The organism is Streptomyces sp. NBC_00376 (assembly GCF_036077095.1).
In the GTDB taxonomy this organism is placed as follows: domain Bacteria; phylum Actinomycetota; class Actinomycetes; order Streptomycetales; family Streptomycetaceae; genus Streptomyces.
On record NZ_CP107960.1, the window covers coordinates 3,745,193 to 3,763,057 of the forward strand.

General features: G+C 70.9%; 17 protein-coding genes and 1 pseudogene. 7 read left to right on the forward strand and 11 right to left on the reverse strand.

The features are described from left to right. Window positions 1-11: 11 nt before the first annotated feature. Both OG842_RS45210 and OG842_RS16770 read right to left on the reverse strand, forming a co-directional pair. Window positions 12-80: pseudogene (locus OG842_RS45210) on the reverse strand (zinc-ribbon domain-containing protein); the annotation flags it as partial. Window positions 81-213: 133 nt separating this feature from the next. Next, window positions 214-906 (reverse strand): demethylmenaquinone methyltransferase, encoded by a 693-nt coding sequence (locus tag OG842_RS16770; RefSeq protein WP_266730529.1) that lies wholly within the window; start codon window positions 904-906, stop codon window positions 214-216. 270 nt (window positions 907-1,176) lie between these two features. On the opposite strand from OG842_RS16770, the gene OG842_RS16775 reads away from it, so the two are divergent. Next, window positions 1,177-1,512: a hypothetical protein gene (locus OG842_RS16775; protein ID WP_053639247.1), complete on the forward strand. Its 336-nt coding sequence runs from the start codon at window positions 1,177-1,179 to the stop codon at window positions 1,510-1,512. A gap of 35 nt (window positions 1,513-1,547) precedes the next feature. On the opposite strand, the gene OG842_RS16780 is transcribed toward OG842_RS16775, so the two are convergent. Then, window positions 1,548-2,759: an IS110 family transposase gene (locus OG842_RS16780; RefSeq protein ID WP_266731358.1), complete on the reverse strand. Its 1,212-nt coding sequence runs from the start codon at window positions 2,757-2,759 to the stop codon at window positions 1,548-1,550. 270 nt (window positions 2,760-3,029) lie between these two features. Between OG842_RS16780 and OG842_RS16785 the strand changes: the two genes are divergently transcribed. Then, complete coding sequence (locus tag OG842_RS16785) at window positions 3,030-3,752, forward strand: DUF3152 domain-containing protein (protein ID WP_328512301.1); 723 nt, start codon at window positions 3,030-3,032, stop codon at window positions 3,750-3,752. A 21-nt stretch (window positions 3,753-3,773) separates the two neighbouring features. On the opposite strand, the gene OG842_RS16790 is transcribed toward OG842_RS16785, so the two are convergent. The 4 genes from OG842_RS16790 to OG842_RS16805 all read right to left on the reverse strand — a co-directional run bounded on the left by OG842_RS16790 (window position 3,774) and on the right by OG842_RS16805 (window position 8,802). Beyond that, on the reverse strand, window positions 3,774-4,403 hold the full coding sequence (locus OG842_RS16790; RefSeq protein ID WP_266730532.1) for a hypothetical protein: 630 nt from the start codon (window positions 4,401-4,403) through the stop codon (window positions 3,774-3,776). 7 nt (window positions 4,404-4,410) lie between these two features. Next, complete coding sequence (mqnC, locus tag OG842_RS16795) at window positions 4,411-5,610, reverse strand: cyclic dehypoxanthinyl futalosine synthase (RefSeq protein WP_266730534.1); 1,200 nt, start codon at window positions 5,608-5,610, stop codon at window positions 4,411-4,413. A 72-nt stretch (window positions 5,611-5,682) separates the two neighbouring features. After that, the gene (locus OG842_RS16800; protein ID WP_328512302.1) at window positions 5,683-7,512 is read right to left on the reverse strand and encodes a serine/threonine-protein kinase; all 1,830 of its coding nucleotides are present in this window, start codon (window positions 7,510-7,512) and stop codon (window positions 5,683-5,685) included. A gap of 411 nt (window positions 7,513-7,923) precedes the next feature. After that, window positions 7,924-8,802: a menaquinone biosynthetic enzyme MqnA/MqnD family protein gene (locus tag OG842_RS16805; RefSeq protein WP_266730537.1), complete on the reverse strand. Its 879-nt coding sequence runs from the start codon at window positions 8,800-8,802 to the stop codon at window positions 7,924-7,926. Between the two features lie 363 nt (window positions 8,803-9,165). On the opposite strand from OG842_RS16805, the gene OG842_RS16810 reads away from it, so the two are divergent. Together OG842_RS16810 and OG842_RS16815 are read left to right on the forward strand one after the other, a co-directional pair. After that, window positions 9,166-9,369 (forward strand): cold-shock protein, encoded by a 204-nt coding sequence (locus OG842_RS16810; RefSeq protein ID WP_003967102.1) that lies wholly within the window; start codon window positions 9,166-9,168, stop codon window positions 9,367-9,369. Window positions 9,370-9,592: 223 nt separating this feature from the next. Then, entirely contained in the window at window positions 9,593-10,420 is an 828-nt protein-coding gene (locus OG842_RS16815; protein WP_328512303.1) for a MerR family transcriptional regulator, read from the forward strand. A 72-nt stretch (window positions 10,421-10,492) separates the two neighbouring features. Here the strand turns inward: OG842_RS16815 and OG842_RS16820 are convergent, their stop codons facing one another. After that, complete coding sequence (locus tag OG842_RS16820; protein ID WP_328512304.1) at window positions 10,493-11,725, reverse strand: amidohydrolase family protein; 1,233 nt, start codon at window positions 11,723-11,725, stop codon at window positions 10,493-10,495. A 262-nt stretch (window positions 11,726-11,987) separates the two neighbouring features. Between OG842_RS16820 and OG842_RS16825 the strand changes: the two genes are divergently transcribed. The 3 genes from OG842_RS16825 to OG842_RS16835 all read left to right on the forward strand — a co-directional run bounded on the left by OG842_RS16825 (window position 11,988) and on the right by OG842_RS16835 (window position 15,729). Continuing rightward, window positions 11,988-14,957: an AfsR/SARP family transcriptional regulator gene (locus OG842_RS16825; protein WP_328512305.1), complete on the forward strand. Its 2,970-nt coding sequence runs from the start codon at window positions 11,988-11,990 to the stop codon at window positions 14,955-14,957. Window positions 14,958-15,152: 195 nt separating this feature from the next. Then, entirely contained in the window at window positions 15,153-15,365 is a 213-nt protein-coding gene (locus OG842_RS16830; RefSeq protein ID WP_266730544.1) for a hypothetical protein, read from the forward strand. Window positions 15,366-15,570: 205 nt separating this feature from the next. After that, window positions 15,571-15,729, forward strand: coding sequence for a hypothetical protein (locus OG842_RS16835; protein ID WP_266730546.1), 159 nt, complete (start codon window positions 15,571-15,573; stop codon window positions 15,727-15,729). A 234-nt stretch (window positions 15,730-15,963) separates the two neighbouring features. On the opposite strand, the gene OG842_RS45215 is transcribed toward OG842_RS16835, so the two are convergent. From OG842_RS45215 to OG842_RS16845, 3 genes are read right to left on the reverse strand one after another with little or no spacing between them, the layout of a single operon-like run. Beyond that, window positions 15,964-16,092: a hypothetical protein gene (locus OG842_RS45215; protein WP_443063985.1), complete on the reverse strand. Its 129-nt coding sequence runs from the start codon at window positions 16,090-16,092 to the stop codon at window positions 15,964-15,966. Next, window positions 16,089-16,232, reverse strand: coding sequence for a hypothetical protein (locus OG842_RS45220; protein ID WP_443063986.1), 144 nt, complete (start codon window positions 16,230-16,232; stop codon window positions 16,089-16,091). Before OG842_RS45220 ends, OG842_RS45215 begins: the two co-directional genes overlap by 4 nt. Before the next feature lie 51 nt (window positions 16,233-16,283). Beyond that, window positions 16,284-17,846, reverse strand: a complete 1,563-nt coding sequence (locus tag OG842_RS16845; RefSeq protein ID WP_328512306.1) for a FadD3 family acyl-CoA ligase — start codon at window positions 17,844-17,846, stop codon at window positions 16,284-16,286. Window positions 17,847-17,865 lie beyond the last annotated feature (19 nt).

Below are 17,865 nucleotides of genomic sequence, written 5' to 3' on the forward strand. Positions count from 1 at the left end.
GGGCGCTCGCGCCCGCACTTCATACAGAAGCGCGCCCCGTCCGGGGCCGGTGTTCCACAGAAGGGGCAGTACAGCGGCATGCGGACTCCGGCAACGGGAACGGGGAGGGGGAGGGGGAGGGGGACGACGATGTCGGGGAAGACATGTGTGTTTCAACGGACACATCTTCCCCACCGCCCGGTTCCCGTCGGCGGAAGTCGCCGAACCGTTGCCTCAGGGGCGCACGCCCCGGTGCAGCGCCACCACGCCGCCGGTGAGGTTGCGCCAGGCGACCTTCGACCAGCCGGCCCGCTGGAGCGCGGCCGCGAGTCCGGGCTGGTCGGGCCAGGCGCGGATGGACTCGGCGAGGTAGACGTACGCGTCGGGGTTGGACGACACCGCACGCGCGACCGGCGGCAGCGCCCGCATCAGGTACTCGGTGTAGACCGTGCGGAACGGCGCCCAGGTCGGCTGCGAGAACTCGCAGATCACCACCCGGCCGCCCGGCTTGGTCACCCGGTACAGCTCGCGCAGCGCCGCGTCCGTGTCCTGGACGTTGCGCAGACCGAAGGAGATCGTCACCGCGTCGAAGCTCTCGTCGCGGAACGGCAGCCGGGTGGCGTCGCCCGCGGTGAAGGGCAGCCAGGAGTTGCGCTTCTTGCCCTCCTGGAGCATGCCGAGGGAGAAGTCGCACGGCACGACGTACGCGCCGGTCGCGGCGAACGGCAGCGAGGATGTCGCCGTGCCCGCGGCCAGGTCGAGGATCTTCTCCGCGGGCCGGGCGTGCACCGCCTTCGCGACCTCCTTGCGCCACAGCCGGGCCTGGCCGAGCGACAGCACATCGTTGGTGAGGTCGTAGTTGGCCGCCACGCCGTCGAACATCGAGGCGACTTCGTGCGGCTGCTTGTCCAGGGATGCTCGGGTCACCCGTCCATTCAAGCAGCCCGGTCCGCGCCGCTCCGCGCCGGTCGCGAGTCGTTACCCGAGTGGACTGAACCAATCGGTTCAATCGGTGGTCAGTACAAGTGGGGGCACCGAGCCGCCGGGATCCAGGGGGGTGCCTCTATGTCCTTCGTCAAGGTGTGACCGTGTGCCGCAGTCGGCGACTCTTGAGCACCCCGGCAACCATTCCGGCTCGGCGGGGGTCCTCCATACCAGGCCCCGCTCGGGGCCATCGACGCAAGGGGGAGGAGCGTCATGGGGGTCCGCAGGGCAGCGAAAGGCGTCGGCGAGTTCCTGGTCGAGACGGTGGGAGAAGCCGTCGCCGAGGTGATCCTCAGCCTGCTCGCCTGTGCCCTGCTCGGCTGCCTGGCTCTGATCGCCTACCTGAGCTGGTCCCTCAGCCCGCGCTTCACCATCGCGGGGGCTGGGCTGCTCAGTCTCCTCCTCGCCCACGGCGCCTGGCAGACCTTCCGCACCCCCGCGAAGGGGCGCCGTCGGGGCCTCGCCGCCCTGACCGCTGTCGGGTTCACCGTGACCGCCATGACGGCCCTCTTCCTGCTGCTCTACTCCACAGGATGCGACTGCCTGTGAGGCCGTTTGGTTCAGCTACGCAAGTCCGAGGCCGGTCATGCGGTAGCTGTTTCGGGGACTCGTGACTCGTAGAAGGTGCCGTCGCGGAGCATGGCGAACAGAACGCTGATGCGTTGGCGGGCGAGGCGGAGGAGGGCCTGGGTGTGGGTTTTGCCGCGGGCGCGTTGCTTGTCGTAGTAGGTGCGGGAGGCGGGGTCGGCGTTCATGCAGGCGAAGGCGGAGAGGAACATGGCGCGTTTGAGCTGGCGGTTGCCGCCTCGGGGCGCGTGTTCGCCGTGGATCGAGGTGCCCGACGACTTCGTGGTCGGGGCGAGTCCGGCGTAGGAGGCCAGGTGGGCGGCGCTCGGGAAGCTGGTGCCGTCGCCGACGGTGACCAGCAGGACTGCGGCGGTCCTGACACCGACGCCGGGCATCGACGTCAGGACCTTGGAAAGAGGGTGGGCCTCCAGCAGGCTGTTGATCTGGGCTTCCATCGCCCGGCGCTGGGTGTGGACGGCGGTGAGCTGGCCGGCCAGGGAAGGGATCACGATGTCCAGGGTGCCGGTCCCGGGGACGACGACGGTCTGCTCGTCCAGGGCGTCGAAGACCTCGTCGATCAGCCGGGTGGCCATGCGCGGGGCCTTCGGGCGGATCAGCTCCACGAGTCTGCGGCGTCCGGCTTTGCGCAGGGCGGCCGGGGATCCGTAGCGTTCCAGCAGCCAGGTCACGGCCTGGTGGTCGAGGCGGGGGCCGAGGACGCGTTCCAGGCTGGGGTGGAACTGGGTGAGCAGGCCGCGTATCCGGTTGGAGGTGCGGGTGGCCTCGGCGGCGAGGTCCTGGTCGAAGCCGGTCAGCACGGTCAGCTCTGCGGTGATCTCGTCGGTGAGTTCCAGCGAGCGCAGGGTGTGCGGCATCGTCCGTGCGGCGTCCGCGATCACGGCCGCGTCCTTCGCGTCGGTCTTGGCCTCGCCGGGGTAGAGGTCGGCGATCCGGCGCATGGCCAGGCCGGGCAGGTAGGCGACGCGGCAGCCGGCGTCGCGGGCGACGGTCAACGGCAGGGCGCCGATGGAGGCGGGCTGGTCCACGATGACCAGGACGGTGCCGAACTTCGCGGTCAGCTTCTCGAACACGGCCCGCAGCTTCGGCTCGCTGTTGGGCAGCGGCTTGTCGAAGACCTTCTTCCCGGCTGGGGTCAGCCCGTGGCCGTGGTGAGCGGACTTTCCGACGTCCAGGCCGAGGAACACACCCACGTCTTCGATCTCGAACATCGTGCCCTTTCGGGGGTGTTGGCGGTGCCGGCCTCGGCTCGGGTGTCGTGCTCGCGCATCCACGTTATGCAGACCTGCCGCCCGCGAACCGTCCGGCGTTGCGCCGGACCGGGCGGTGGCCGGACCTCTGATCAGCGTCTCCGACGAACACCCCCGGACTCGGTGACACCACCCCCCAGGTCATCCCGTCGACAGGGGGACACAGTCATGCCGGGCCCGGAGGCCAGCGGCCCTCTTGCAGGACCGCGAAAAAGATAACGGGGAGCCCAGATGTCCGCACGAGGTGCAGGGCCCGAGGGCCGCCGAGGACGCCTGTCCGCCGCCGTGGTCGTTCCGGCGGCGCTGATCTGCGCCGCCGTCGTGCTGGGGCCCCGGTGGAGCACCGGCGCCGAGGAGCAGCCGTCCGCGCCGTCCGCGGCCGGGAGTTCGCCGGGCACCGGGAAGTTCACCGTCGCCCGCGCCCAGGACACCGGCGGGAGCGGTGGCGGGGACAGAGGTCTGGCGTACCGGGTCGAGGTCGAGGACGGTTCGGGCGTCGATCCGGACCGGGCCGCCGCCGAGATCGCCCGCGTCCTCGCCGCGCCACGGGGCTGGTCGCACCACGGCGAGCGCACCTTCCGCCGGGTCTCCGAAGGACCGGCCGGACTCGTCGTCCGGATCGCCACCCCCGCGACCACCGACGCGATCTGCCGGAAGGGCGGCCTCGACACCCACGGCGAGGTCAACTGCCGGGTCGGCGCCGACGTCATGGTCAACCTCAAGCGCTGGCAGCGGGGATCGCCCGAGTTCCACGGCCCGCTCGCCGAATACCGGGCCCTGATCATCAACCACGAGGTCGGCCACTGGCTGGGCCACGGCCACGAGACCTGTCCGGGCAAGGGCCGCCCCGCCCCCGCGATGATGCAGCAGATCCACGGGCTGAAGGGGTGCGTCGCCAACGCCTGGCCGTACGACGCGAAGGGCCGCTATCTGGGCGGCCCCCAGGTGCCGTGAGCCGGCCGCCGCGCGTACGTGTCAGCTGCGGCGGAAGACCAGCCGGCCGCCGAGCACCGTCGCCACGCAGCTCCCCGCGCCCTCGGCCCGCAGCGCCGCCAGGTCCGCCACCCCGAACACCGCCAGGTCCGCGGGCCCGCCGACGGTCAGCGCCGTCGCGAACGCCTCGCCCGGCTCCGCCACCGCGGCCAGCGGGTCGAGCGACACGTGTCGTCCCGGCACCGGGCCGGGGGCGTGGACGCGAAGGCCCGAGCGGGCGACCGCGGTGCGCACGGCGGGGCGGGTGAACGGGCCCCGGACGGCGGTCGTGCCGTGCCGCAGCATCCGTTGCAGGCCGCGCCGGGCACTCGCGCCCCAACGGGCGTCGTCCATGCCGAGTGCGGTGAGCGCGTCGCCGGTGAGCGGTTCGGTGCCCAGCTCGTCGGCCTCGCGCGGGTCCGGGTGGTAGGCGGCCTCCAGCAGCGCCGGGGCCGCCGCGTTCAGCAGCCCGGGGGTGATCAGCCCGGACCACCGCCGGACCCGGGCCTGCGGACGGGCGGCGGTCAGCTCCCCGTACGCGCCGACGGCGACGACCACGCCGCCGTCCACGGCCACGGAGTCCGCCCCGTCGGGGGCGCCGTGCACCGCGTCGGCGGCGTGAACCGTCAGCAAGGCGGGCTCAGTTGGCGTTGAGGAGCTTCAGCTCCGGGTGGGCCGTGCCGCCCTCGATCGCCGTGGACGAGATGTGCGAGACGACGCGCTCGTCGACCGGGTCGTTCGCCGGGTCGTCGTGGACGACGAGGTGCTCGTACGTGGTGGCGCGCTGGGCCGGCACCCGGTCCGCCTTGCGGATCAGGTCGATGATCTCCAGGCGGTTGGAGCGGTGCTTGGCACCCGCCGAGGAGACGACGTTCTCCTCCAGCATGATCGAGCCGAGGTCGTCGGCGCCGTAGTGCAGCGAGAGCTGGCCGACCTCCTTGCCGGTGGTCAGCCAGGAGCCCTGGATGTGGGCGACGTTGTCGAGGAAGATCCGGGCGATGGCGATCATCCGCAGGTACTCGAAGAGCGTGGCCTGCGTCTGGCCCTTCAGCTTGTTGTTCTCCGGCTGGTACGTGTACGGGATGAACGCGCGGAAGCCGCCCGTCCGGTCCTGTACGTCGCGGATCATCCGCAGGTGCTCGATGCGCTCGGCGTTGGTCTCGCCGGTGCCCATCAGCATGGTGGAGGTGGACTCGACACCGAGGCGGTGGGCGATCTCCATGATCTCCAGCCAGCGCTCGCCGGACTCCTTGAGCGGGGCGATCGCGGTGCGCGGCCGGGCCGGCAGCAGCTCGGCGCCGGCCCCCGCGAAGGAGTCGAGGCCGGCGGCGTGGATGCGCTGGATGGCCTCCTCGACGGAGACCTTGGAGATCCTGGCCATGTGCTCGACCTCGGAGGCGCCCAGCGAGTGGATGACCAGCTGCGGGAACGCCTTCTTGATCGCGGAGAAGTGCTCCTCGTAGTACTCGACGCCGTAGTCCGGGTGGTGGCCGCCCTGGAACATGATCTGCGTGCCGCCGAGTTCGACGGTCTCCGCGCAACGGCGCAGGATGTCGTCGAGGTCGCGGGACCAGCCCTTGGCGGTGTCCTTCGGCGCGGCGTAGAAGGCGCAGAACTTGCAGGCCGTGACACAGACGTTCGTGTAGTTGATGTTGCGCTCGATGATGTACGTCGCGATGTGCTCCGTACCGGCGTAACGGCGGCGGCGTACGGCGTCGGCGGCCGCGCCCAGCGCGTGCAGCGGCGCCGAGCGGTAGAGGTCGAGCGCCTCCTCCGGGGAGATCCGACCGCCCTCGGCGGCTCGGTCGAGGATGGGCTGGAGGTCGGCCTTCTCGGTCACCGGGCTGTCACCTTTCGGCGGTTTTTCAACGGATCTACGGACCGGTTCAGCGTACGCCAGCCCCTTGCGGGGTCAGCCGCCGGACCGGCTCAGCGTTCCGTACGGCAGGCCCGCGTCCCGTTCCTCGGACCGGAAACGCAGGGTGCCGTCGGCGGCCAGGGTGAAGTGGACGTCGGTGGTGGTGGAGGTGCACAGGGCCGGGGTGCTGGGGCGGTCCGGGTCGACGCGCTCGTGGAGCGTCAGCTCCTCGGCGGTGCCGGAGGTGAGGCTGGCGACGCTGTTGCAGCTGACGGTGACGCCGAGGCTGGTGACCTCGGTGTTCATCCGGACCACGTCCGTGCCCTTCTTCCCCGCGGTGAAGACGGCGGTGAGCGTGCCGTGCGGCTGCCCGGTGGTCTTCTCGGTGACCGGGCCCTGCCAGGTGCCGATGAACTCCTTGGGGAGTCCGGTGATCTGCTCCGGGCTCCCCGTGCCCGAGTCCGTCGGCTGCGACGGGGTGGCGGCGGGCGGGGTGGCGGCGGGCGGGGTGCTGCCGACGTTGCCGTGCTCGGCGTTGTTCCCGCCGCTGCCGCCCGGCATCAGGTCGAAGAGGAAGGCGCTGCCCACGGTCACGGCGGCGAGCGCACCCGCCACCGCGAGGGCGACGGTGCAGCTGAGCCGCCGGCCACGGTTCGCGTCCGGCCGGGCCGGGGAGGAGTCCGCGCTGACGGTGACGGAGAAACGGGGGTCGGCCGTGCGTTGGCCGGGCAGCCCGGGGTCACCGGTCCGCGGCGACGGTCCGGGGGCCCCCGCCGCGCCGGCCGACCCGGCCGTGCCCGCGGGCCACGAGGGCAGTACGCCCGGATGGGACAGCCGGGTCGGGTCGTGCGTGGGGAAGGGCTCGGCCGGCGAACCGAACCCGCCGCCCACACTCCCGACCCCGTTCGCCCCGTTCATGCCGTCGGCGCCGCCCTCACCCCACGCCGCGCCGCTGAACGGCACCGGCCCCGACTGCACCGGCGCGTCCTGCGGCTCCAGGTCCAGCAGCGCGACCGCCGCCCGGCTGACCTCGCGCACGAGCGGTCCGGGCAGCCAGCCGGCCGCCACCAGCGCGGCGGCCCCGCCCGGCGCCAGCCGCCGGGCCAGTTCCACGGGCGTGGGCCGGTCCTCGGGCTCCTTCTCCAGGCACCCGGCGATGACCTCCCGCAGGTCCCCCTCCAACTCCCCCAGTTCGGGCTCCTCGTGCACCACCTTGTAGAGGAGTACGGCGGAGGAGTCGCCGAGGAAGGGGGCGGTGCCGGTCGCCGCGTACGCGAGAACCGCGCCGAGCGAGAAGACATCGGCGGCGCCCGAGATGTCGACGCCCCGGATCTGCTCCGGCGCCATGTAGCCGGGCGAGCCGACCGAGACCCCGGTGGAGGTGAGCGAGGCGGTGGCGCCGATGGCGTGGGCGATGCCGAAGTCGATCAGCCGGGGGCCGTCCAGGGCCAGCAGTACGTTGGACGGCTTCACATCACGGTGGATGAGGCCCTGCCCGTGCACCGCCGCCAACGCCTCCCCGAGCCCGGCGCCCAGCGTCCGCACCGCGTTCTCGGGCAGCGGGCCGTGCTCGGCGACCGCGGCGGAGAGCGGGGGGCCGGCCACGTAGCCGGTGGCGACCCACGGAATGGGCGCGTCCGGGTCTGCGTCCAGCACCGGGGCCGTCCACTGCGCACCGATCCGCCGGGCCGCGTCCACCTCGCGCCGGAAGCGCGCGCGGAACTGCTCGTCCAGCGCGAAATGGGGGTGCACGACCTTGACCGCGACGGTGCGTCCGCCCGCGCTGCGCCCCAGATAGACCCGGCCCATACCGCCCGCACCGAGCCTGCCGAGCAATCGGTAGGCACCGATGGTCAGCGGTTCGCCGGCTTCCAGCGGCTGCATATGGACACTCCCCCTGTGGACCGGCCTGACCTCCGACCGAAGCCTAGGGGGCGAAGGTCATCAGGTCACAGAGGAAACCATCCGCCTAATTCACCCCTAAGGGAACGAACAACTGCTTTCGACACAACAAAAGGCGTGAATGCGTCGTTCACCCGAGCGATTCCGGGACCGGCCGGGACGCTCGGCGGGCACCGTCCGGGAATCGGCTATTCGACGCGTATTAACCCGAATCGAGTCCGTACCGACAGAAGGACATAGGGAGAAGCGGCGGGAGAGTCCACGGGAAGGGATAAGCGACCCCGAAAGGTTCGGGATTCACCTATACCCCGGGCATTCCCGCGCGCGGCGCACGCCCCGCGCTCCGCACTCCCGTACCCGCGCCCCCGCGCCGCGCCCCGCTTCCGGTCCGCCTCAGCCGCCGAGCAGCTCGACCTTCACGTCCGCCGGGAAGCCGGTCGTCGGGCCGACCCGGCGCGCGAACTCCTGCACACCCGCCAACTGGTCCGGGCCGAAGCGGAAGTCCAGGGTCGTGAAGTAACGCTCCAGCACCTCCGAGTCGAAGGCCTCCCAGCGCGCCGCCTGCTCCGCGACCTTGGTGACCTCTTCCAGGGAGAGGTCCCGCGAGGCCAGGAACGCCTCGTGCACCTTGCCCACCCGGTCGGGTTCGGCCGCCAGGTAGTCCTTGCGGGCCGCCCAGATCGCGAAGACGAACGGCAGCCCGGTCCATTCCTTCCACATCTGACCCAGGTCGTGGACCTGGAGGCCGAGCCGGGGCGCGTCGTGCAGGTTGGCGCGCAGCGCGGCGTCGCCGATCAGCACGGCGGCGTCCGCCTCCTGCATCATCAGGCCGAGGTCCGGCGGGCAGGTGTAGTAGTCCGGGCTGACCCCGTACCGCTCGGCGAGCAGCAGTTGGGCGAGGCGGACGGAGGTGCGCGAGGTCGAGCCGAGGGCCACCCGGGCCCGGTCGAGCTGGTCCAGCGGCACCTGGGACACGATCACGCACGACATGACGGGCCCGTCGCAGCCCACCGCGATGTCGGGGAATGCGACCAGGTCGTCGGCGTTGCGCAGGTACTCGACCAGCGTGACGGGGCCGATGTCCAGATCGCCCCTGATCAGCTGCTCGCTGAGCTTCTCCGGGGTGTCCTTCGAGAGCTCCAGGTCGAGCAGGGTCCCGGTACGTGCCAGCCCCCAGTACAGGGGAAGGCAGTTCAGGAACTGGATGTGGCCGACGCGCGGCCTGCTGCGACGGTCGTCGCCTGCGACGGTTGAGACGATTGAATTGTCCACATCGCGAGGCTAGACCCGTGGCGCGATCCGGACGGCACCGGGGGCGCGGGGCGCACCCGACCTCACTCCCGACAGCGCCCTACGGAGCTCCGGAGACCCCCTCCGTACCCCCGGAAGTCACCCCCGCGACCCCCTCCCGCAGCCCCACTTCGTCAGCTCATGAGCACCGCAATCAAACATCCGAGTGAAGTGATCTTTCCCTCTACCCTTCGATACACGCTGCGTGCTAGGCTCGACGCAAGTTGCAGTTTGGTTTCCCTTGCAGTACAGAGCCTGCGGAGCATGTAACCCGCAGGCTTTTGTAGTTTTCAGACTTCTTTGCAGGTTCTGGAGCAGGGCAACCCTTTGGCCCAAGGAGGGCTTATGGCTACCGGAACCGTCAAGTGGTTCAACGCTGAAAAGGGCTTCGGCTTCATCGCCCAGGACGGCGGCGGCCCGGATGTCTTCGTCCACTACTCCGCGATCAACGCGTCCGGGTTCCGCTCCCTCGAGGAGAACCAGGTCGTGAACTTCGACGTCACTCAGGGACCCAAGGGTCCGCAGGCTGAGAACGTCACCCCGGCCTAGTTGCCCGGGTCGGCCGATCGCGGCCGGCTAGTAGTACCCAAGGAGCCCCGCTCCTCCGCTTCGGCGGGGAACGGGGCTCCTGCCTTTTCCCATCCCTTTCTCTTCCCCATTCCCTCTCCCTTCTCCTTCACCTTCCCGTTCGCCTTCTTCTCCTTCCGGTGCCGGGCCCCGGGCGGCGGCGCTTGACCTTGACACCGTGTGAAGCGGTGGGCTGGGACACATCATGTTCACCATCGGAGACTTCGCCAGGTACGGACGGGTGTCGACCCGGATGCTGCGTCACTACGACGCCATCGGGCTGCTGCGCCCCGACCGCACCGACCCCGCCACCGGCTACCGCTTCTACGGCGCCGCCCAGCTCGCCCGCCTCAACCGCGTCATCGCTCTGAAGGATCTCGGCTTCACGCTCCAGCAGGTGCGGGCCATCCTCGACGAGCAGGTGGGGCCGGAGGAGCTGCGCGGGATGCTGCGGCTGCGCCGGGCGGAGTTGGAGGAGGCCATGAGGGCGGCGGCCGCACGGCTGACGCAGATCGAGGCGAGGCTCCGGTCGATCGAGAGCGAGGGAAGCATGTCCGTGGACGATGTCGTCGTCAAAAGTGTTGCCGCGGTACGGGTCGCCGAGCTGACCGGCACCGCGTCCGGCTACGAGCCGGAGGACATCACTCCGGTGATCGTTCCGTTGTACGAGCGGCTGTTCCCGCTGCTGGGAGAGGCGGGCGTCGCTCCGAGCGGTCCCGGGATCGCGTACTACGAGGACGCCCCGGAGGGCGGCGGCGCGGTCGTCGTCCACGCGGGGGTCACGGTTTCCGCGCCGGTGGGCCCGCTGGGCGGCACCGGGATCACGGTGGTCGAGCTGCCCCCGTTCGAGGCGGCGACCATCGTCCACCGGGGTTCGATGGACGGCGTCCTGTCGACGTCCCAGACCCTGGCCCGTTGGATCGACGCCAACGGCTACCGGTCCGCGGGGTACACCCGGGAGATCAACCTGGAGTGCCCCGAGGACCGGGACCAGTGGGTGACGGAGCTTCAGGAGCCGGTCATCAAGGTCTGACCCGCTCCGGACACCCGTAGCAGGAAAAGAACGTGACACTCGGCACCCGAAGTGTCACGTTCTTCTCCACCCCTAGTGCCCGCCGCCGGGCCCCGCCCACAGCCCGTCGTCCGTCAGTCCCAGCAGGTCGATCGCGTTGCGGCGCACGATCCGGTCCACCACATCGGCGTCCAGATGCCCCATCTGCGCCTCGCCGACCTCGCGCGACTTGGGCCAGGTGGAGTCGGAGTGCGGGTAGTCCGTCTCGTACAGGACGTTCCCCACACCGATCGAGTCCAGGTTCTTCAGCCCGAAGGCGTCGTCGAAGAAGCAGCCGTAGACATGGTCGGCGAACAGCTCCGACGGCGGGCGGTGGACCTTGTCGGCGACGCCGCCCCAGGCCCGGTTCTCCTCCCAGACCACGTCTGCGCGTTCCAGGATGTACGGGATCCAGCCGATCTGTCCCTCCGCGTACATGATCCTGAGGTTCGGGAACCTTTCGAACTTTCCGCTCATCAGCCAGTCGACCATCGAGAAGCAGCAGTTGGCGAAGGTGATGGTGGAGCCGACGGCGGGCGGGGCGTCCGCCGAGGTGGACGGCATCTTCGAGGACGAGCCGATGTGCATCGCGATCACCGTCCCGGTCTCGTCACAGGCTTGCAGGAAGGGATCCCACTCGTCCGTGTGAATCGACGGCAGTCCGAGGTGCGGGGGTATCTCGGAGAACGCCACCGCGCGCACGCCGCGCGCCGCGTTGCGCCGGACCTCGGCCGCGGCCAGCTCCGCGTCCCAGAGCGGGATCAGGGTGAGCGGGATGAGCCGGCCGTGCGCCTCGGGCCCGCACCACTCCTCGACCATCCAGTCGTTGTACGCGCGCACTCCGAGCAGCCCCAGTTCGCGGTCCTTCGCTTCGGTGAAGGTCTGACCGCAGAAGCGCGGGAAGGTGGGGAAGCAGAGCGCGGACTGGACGTGGTTGACGTCCATGTCGGCGAGCCGGTCGGGGACCGAGAACGAACCCGGACGCATCTGCTCGTAGGTGATGATCTCCAGCTTGATCTCGTCCCGGTCGTAGCCGACCGCGGTGTCGAGCCGGGTGAGCGGGCGGTGCAGATCCTCGTACACCCACCAGTCGCCGATCGGCCCGTCGTCGCCCTTCGCGCCCATCACGGGCGCGAACTTCCCGCCCATGAAGGTCATTTCCTTGAGCGGTGCGCGGACGATCCGCGGGCCGCGGTCGAGGTACTTGGACGGGAGCCGGTCCCGCCAGACATGAGCGGGCTCCACCGTGTGGTCGTCCACCGAGATGATCTTCGGGAAGGTCTCCATGCGTACCACGGTAGCGCTGATCTGACGAACCGTCAGCTACCCGGACCCGACCCCGTTCGGTAATCGTTGTCGAGGCCTTGTGCAGAGCGTCACCCACTGCTGACGTGCCACCCAAGACAAGGCAGACTGTTGAGCGCGATACCAGCGGTACCGAGCAATCCGGATCCACCCGCCCCGGACCGGCACATGGACGGGCAATCCAGGCGGACAGCATCAAGCACGATGGGCAGCGCAGGCGGGGCGAGCAGGGCAGGGGGCAGCAATGGACCGTGACAGCGGGCCACACGTGCGTGTTCCGGAGCAACGGGCTCCACAACAGCGGTCGGCGGGCGGCATCGATCTGCGCTTCTCCGTGCTCGGCCCGGTGCGGGCCTGGCGGGACGGCGAAGCCCTCTCGTCCGGTTCGCCGCAGCAGCGCGCCCTGCTGGCGGCACTCCTGCTGCGCGGCGGCCGCACGGCCACCGCCTCGGAGCTCATCGACGCCATCTGGGGCGACGAGCCGCCCTCCCAGGCGCTCGCCACCATACGTACGTACGCCTCCCGGCTCCGCAAGGTCCTCGACCCGCAGACGCTGGTCAGCGACGCCGGCGGGTACGCGATCCGGACCGGCCCCGACGCCCTCGACGTGACGGTGGCCCAGGGGCTGGCGGCCGACGCGGACAAGGCCCGTGCCTCCGGCGACCGCGGCCAGGCCCGAGCCCTGCTCGGGAAGGCGCTCGGGCTGTGGGACGGCGAGGCACTGGCCTCCGTGCCCGGACCGTACGCCGAGAACCAGCGCACCCGTCTGGAGGAGTGGCGCCTCCAGCTCACCGAGACCCGGCTGGACCTGGACCTTGAGGTCGGCTGCCACGCGGAGGCGGTCTCCGAGCTGACCGCGCTCACGGCCGCGCACCCGCTGCGGGAGCGGCTGCGCGAGCTCCTGATGGTCGCCCTGTACCGCAGTGGCCGCCAGGCCGAGGCGCTGGCCGTCTACGCCGACACCCGCAGGCTGCTCGCCGACGAACTGGGCGTCGACCCGCGTCCCGCGCTCGCCCAGCTCCAGCAGCGCATCCTGCAGGCCGACGAGGAACTCGCCCGCCCCGCGGACGAACCGGCTCCCGCCCCGGCCCCGTTGCGACCCGCCCAGCTTCCGGCCACCGTCCCGGACTTCACCGGCCGCGCCTCCTTCGTACGCGAACTGGGCGACCGGCTGGCGACCGCCGAGGGTTCGGTGATGGCCGTCTCGGCACTGGCCGGCATCGGCGGCGTCGGCAAGACCACCCTCGCCGTGCACGTCGCCCACCAGGCTCGCCAGCACTTCCCGGACGGCCAGCTGTACGTGGACCTCCAGGGCGCGGGCGCACGGGCGGCGGAGCCTGAGACGGTCCTCGGCGCGTTCCTGCGCGCCCTGGGCACGGCGGACTCGGCGATCCCCGACTCCCTGGACGAGCGCGCCGCGCTGTACCGGTCCACGCTGGACGGCCGCCGCATACTGGTCCTTCTCGACAACGCCCACGACGCGGCCCAGATCCGCCCCCTCCTCCCCGGCACCGCTGGCTGCGCGGCCCTGGTCACCAGCCGCGTCCGCATGGTCGACCTGGCCGGCGCCCACCTCGTCGACCTGGACGTGATGTCCCCCGAGGAGGCGCTCCAGCTCTTCACCCGCATCGTGGGCGAGGAGCGGATCAACTCCGAGCGCGAGGCCGCCCTCGACGTGGTCGCCGCCTGCGGTTTCCTCCCCCTGGCCATCCGCATCGCCGCCTCCCGCCTGGCCGCCCGCCGCACCTGGACGGTCTCCGTCCTGGCCGCCAAACTCGCCGACGAACGCCGCCGCCTGGACGAGCTCCAGGCCGGCGACCTCGCGGTGAAGGCCACCTTCGAACTCGGCTACGGCCAGCTGGAGCCCGCCCAGGCCCGCGCCTTCCGCCTGCTGGGCCTGGCGGACGGCCCCGACATCTCCCTGGCCGCCGCGGCCGCCGTGCTGAACCTGGACGTGCACGCCGCGGAGGACCTCCTGGAGGCCCTGGTCGACACCAGCCTCCTGGAGTCCGCGGCCCCCGGCCGCTACCGCTTCCACGACCTGGTGCGCCTCTACGCGCGTTCCTGCGCGGAGCGGGGCGAAGAGCCCCTGGAGGAGCGGGAGTCGGCGCTGTCGCGGCTGCTGGACTTCTACCTGGCGACGGCGGCGGGGGTGTACGCGCTGGAGCGGCCGGGGGATCGCACGGTCAGTCATCTGGAGCCCACCGGATACAAGGGGCTTTCGTTCACCAAGCATGAGCATGCGCTGGACTGGCTCTACTCCGAGGCCAATCCCCTCCTGGCATGCGCCCAGCAGTCAGCCGCTGCCGGAACCATCCGCCGCAGCGTGGATCTGCTCCTGGCCTCCAAGGACCTCGCGGAGTCGGGGGCCAACTCCCGCCAGTTCGAGTCGGTGGCCACGGCAGTGAGGGATGCCGCGGCGTCTGCGGGGGACCCCCGCTCCGAGGCCCGGGCACGGACGACGCTCGCACAGGTGCACAGCACCGCCGGCCGGTTCGACCAGGCCGACGACGAAGCGCGCAGGGCCATGCAGCTCGCTCCGTCGACCGACGATGTGTGGACCCACTGCAACGCCCCGAACGAACTGGGAATCATCGCCGGATACCGCAACCGGCTCGACGAGGCCGAGGCCCTTCTTCAGCAGACCATCGCAGCGTTCCGGGCCGACGCCAATCAGCCGGGCGAAGCAAGCGCCCTGTGCAACCTGTCCCGGGTCCATCTGGCCATAGGGCACACGACGAGTGCGGTGGAGCTCGCCAGCGAGGGCGTCGCCCTCTACAACCGCATGGGGCTCACGCTGCGGCTGGCCAACGGTCGCTACGCCCTGGGCCTCGCACTGGCCCGGGCCGGTCGGCAGGACGAAGCCCAGGACCGGCTGTCCGAAGCGCTCTCCGTCTTCAGGGACAGCCGGCAGAGGCTGTGGGAAGGCATGACTCTCTTCCGTCTGGCCGAGGTCCATCTCGACGCGGGGCGGTCCGCCCAGGCCGCCGGCCTCGCCGAGCAGGCACTGACGGTGTTGCTGCACGTAGGCGGTGAGTGGCGTCGCGCCAACGTGCTGACCGTGCTGGGGAAGGCTCTTCAGGGCATCGGACAGGCAGATCGTGCCAAGGTGTGCTGGCAGGAGGCCCTTTCGGTCTTCGATCAGCTGAAAGCCCCTGAAGCCGAGGCCGTCAAGCATCTGCTCGGTCCTTCCTCTGCCCCTCGCAGGAGCTGACGAGCGTTCATCATTCGTTTATCGCCCACTGACACTCTCGTACCTGTCGATGCGTCGCGTCGGGGGGCAGACGAGTCGGCAGTCGGAACAGAGCACTAAGGTGAACGGCTCTGAGCAGCCCGTCCGGCAGCCCACGGGGGAGCAGCTGGACGGGTTTCGCCGCCTATTCATGCACCGAGCAACGGAGTTCACGACATGAGTGACGACAAGAAGATTCAGGCGCCGACGCCTGGCACGACGGGTGACACCAAGCCCGCGGACAGCCACATGACGGGCGAGCCCGCGATCAAGCCGCTCGACAGCCACATGACCGGCGAGCCCAAGATCAAGCCGCTCGACAGCCACATGACCGGCGAACCCGAGATCAAGCCCATGGACAGCCACATGACCGGGGCGGATCCGCGCTGATACCGCACATCGACGGGGGTACGGGGGAGCGGCCGCGGCGGCGCGGAGGGGGAGCCGTCGCGGCCGTCGTACTGTCGGCGTGCATACGATCAGCGTAATCGCGCCAACGTTCGACCGCTTCCCGCCAGAGGGGTACCGGCATCGCCCCCCCCTTTCACTAGCGTCACTTCACGTAAGGAAGCTCGCTCCCATCACAGGAGTTGGAATGACCCGCACGAAGAAGACGCTCGTCGCCGCCGCGTTCACCGTGGCCCTCGGCCTCGGCGCGGCCACCCCGGCGCTGGCCGAGAACCACGCCGGCGACACCCCGGTGACCACGCAGGACACCGTGGTCACCCCGCAGGACGAGAACCACGCCGGCTGAGCCGCACGCGCAGAGGGGCCCGAGCGGTGCTCGGGCCCCTCTGCGCGCCCTCCCGCACAGCGCTCCACTCCGATCGCCGGATCCTGCTGCGGTGCGCCTTGATGAGAGGCATGGAGCTGGTCACGACCCGGGGGTTCGCCCGGTGCGCGTCCTTGAGCCTGGCCTTCATCACCGCGTCTCCAAGTGCGGCCCTCGAAAGCGCCTCGCAGTCCAGCACGTAGCTGACGCCCGCCATCAGGCGGCGTCCCTGTGCGCCTTCACGCCTGCCTCCTGGGAGTCGAGCCACCGCTCGATCTCGCGGCGCTCAGCCTCCGCCGCCGCCAGTTCCACCTCCGTCACCTGCCGTGCTTCTTCTCCGTTCACGCCACCAGCTCCCCCAGCCGGTCACGCTCGCGTTGGCGCTCCATGACGCGGGTGACATACGCACTGAACGCCCCTGGGCCCACCTCGCTGCCGATCTCCTCCGGCAGCGTGACCGTGTACTTCTTGGTGGCCGTACTCATCACCATGCCGATGCTTCGGGCATCCTTCCTCCCCGGAGCGGCCTGCCCCCCTCAAACGGCCCCCCGCCCCCGCAGCTCCCCCTTCACCACCTTGCCGCTCGCGTTGCGCGGCAGTTCGGTTACGAACTCCACCGCCCTGGGGACCTTGTAGTTCGCCATCTCGCGGCGGGACCAGGCGATCAGGTCGTCGGCGGTCGCCGTCGCGCCCGGACGACGCACCACGTAGGCCCTGCCGACCTCGCCGAGGCGGGGGTCGGGGACGCCGATGACCGCCACGTCGGCCACGTCGGGGTGCAGGCCGAGGAGTTGTTCTATCTCGGCCGGGTACGCGTTGAAGCCGCCGACTATGAACATGTCCTTGATCCGGTCGGTGATCCGGAGGTTGCCCGCCTCGTCGAGGACGCCCACGTCGCCGGTGTGGAGCCAGCCGTCGGGGGTGATCGCGGCGGCCGTGGTCTCCGGGTCCTCGAAGTAGCCCTGCATCACGTTGAAGCCGCGGACCAGGACCTCGCCGGGGCTGCCGGGGTCGGCCAGGACGCAGATCTCGGTGTCCGGGATCGCCCGGCCGGATGTCGAGGCGATCGTCTCGGCGGGGTCGCCGCGACGGCACATCGTGACGATGCCGCTCGCCTCGGAGAGGCCGTACGCGGTGAGGACCGTGGCGATGCCGAGCTCGGTGCGCAGCCGTTCCACCAGTTTCAGGGGGACCACCGCCGCTCCCGTCACCACCAGGCGCAGGGCGGAGAGGTCGTGGGTGGAGCGCGCGGGGTGGTCCAGGAGGGACTGGTGGAGGGTGGGCGGGCCGGGCAGCACCGAGATGCGTTCGGCGGCGATGTTGGCCAGGGCCGTGTCCACGTTGAAGACCGGCTGCGGGACCATCGTCGCGCCCCGCATCAGGCACGCGATGATGCCCGCCTTGTAGCCGAAGGTGTGGAAGAAGGGGTTCACGATCAGATAGCGGTCCCCCTCGCGCAGGTCCGCGAGCTCGCTCCAGATCGCGTAGCAGCGCAGGGTCTGGGCATGGGTGATGACCGCGCCCTTGGGCCGGCCCGTGGTGCCCGAGGTGTAGATGATGTCGGAGGGGGCCGAGGAGGCGATCGCATCGGCCCGGGTGCGCACCTCGGCCCCGGACACCTCCTCCCCCGCCGCGAGGAAGTCCTTCCAGGTGACGTAGTCGTCGGGGGCGGAGTCGGCGAGCACCACCACCCGCTCCAGGTGCGGGAGCCGCACGTCCGCCCGGCGCAGCGACGCCACGTACGACGTGCCGAGGAAGGTGCCCGTGACGAAGAGGAGCTTCGCCCGGCTGCGCTGCAGGATGTACGCCGCCTCGCTGCCCTTGAAGCGGGTGTTGAGGGGGACGAGGACCGCGCCGGCCGTCACCGCCCCCAGCGCGGAGACGATCCAGTCCAGGGTGTTCGGGGCCCAGACCGCGACCCGGTCCCCCGGCTCCACGCCCGAGGCCATGCACGCCGCGGCGGCCCGCTCCACGCGCTCGCCGAGCTCGGCGTACGAGACCCGGGTGCGGCCCTCGACGACCGCCTCCCGGTCCCCGTACCGTCGCGCCGCCGCCCGGATCAGTCCCGGGATGCTGCCCCACTCCTCGTCACCGCGCATCGCTGGCCCTCCTGACGCA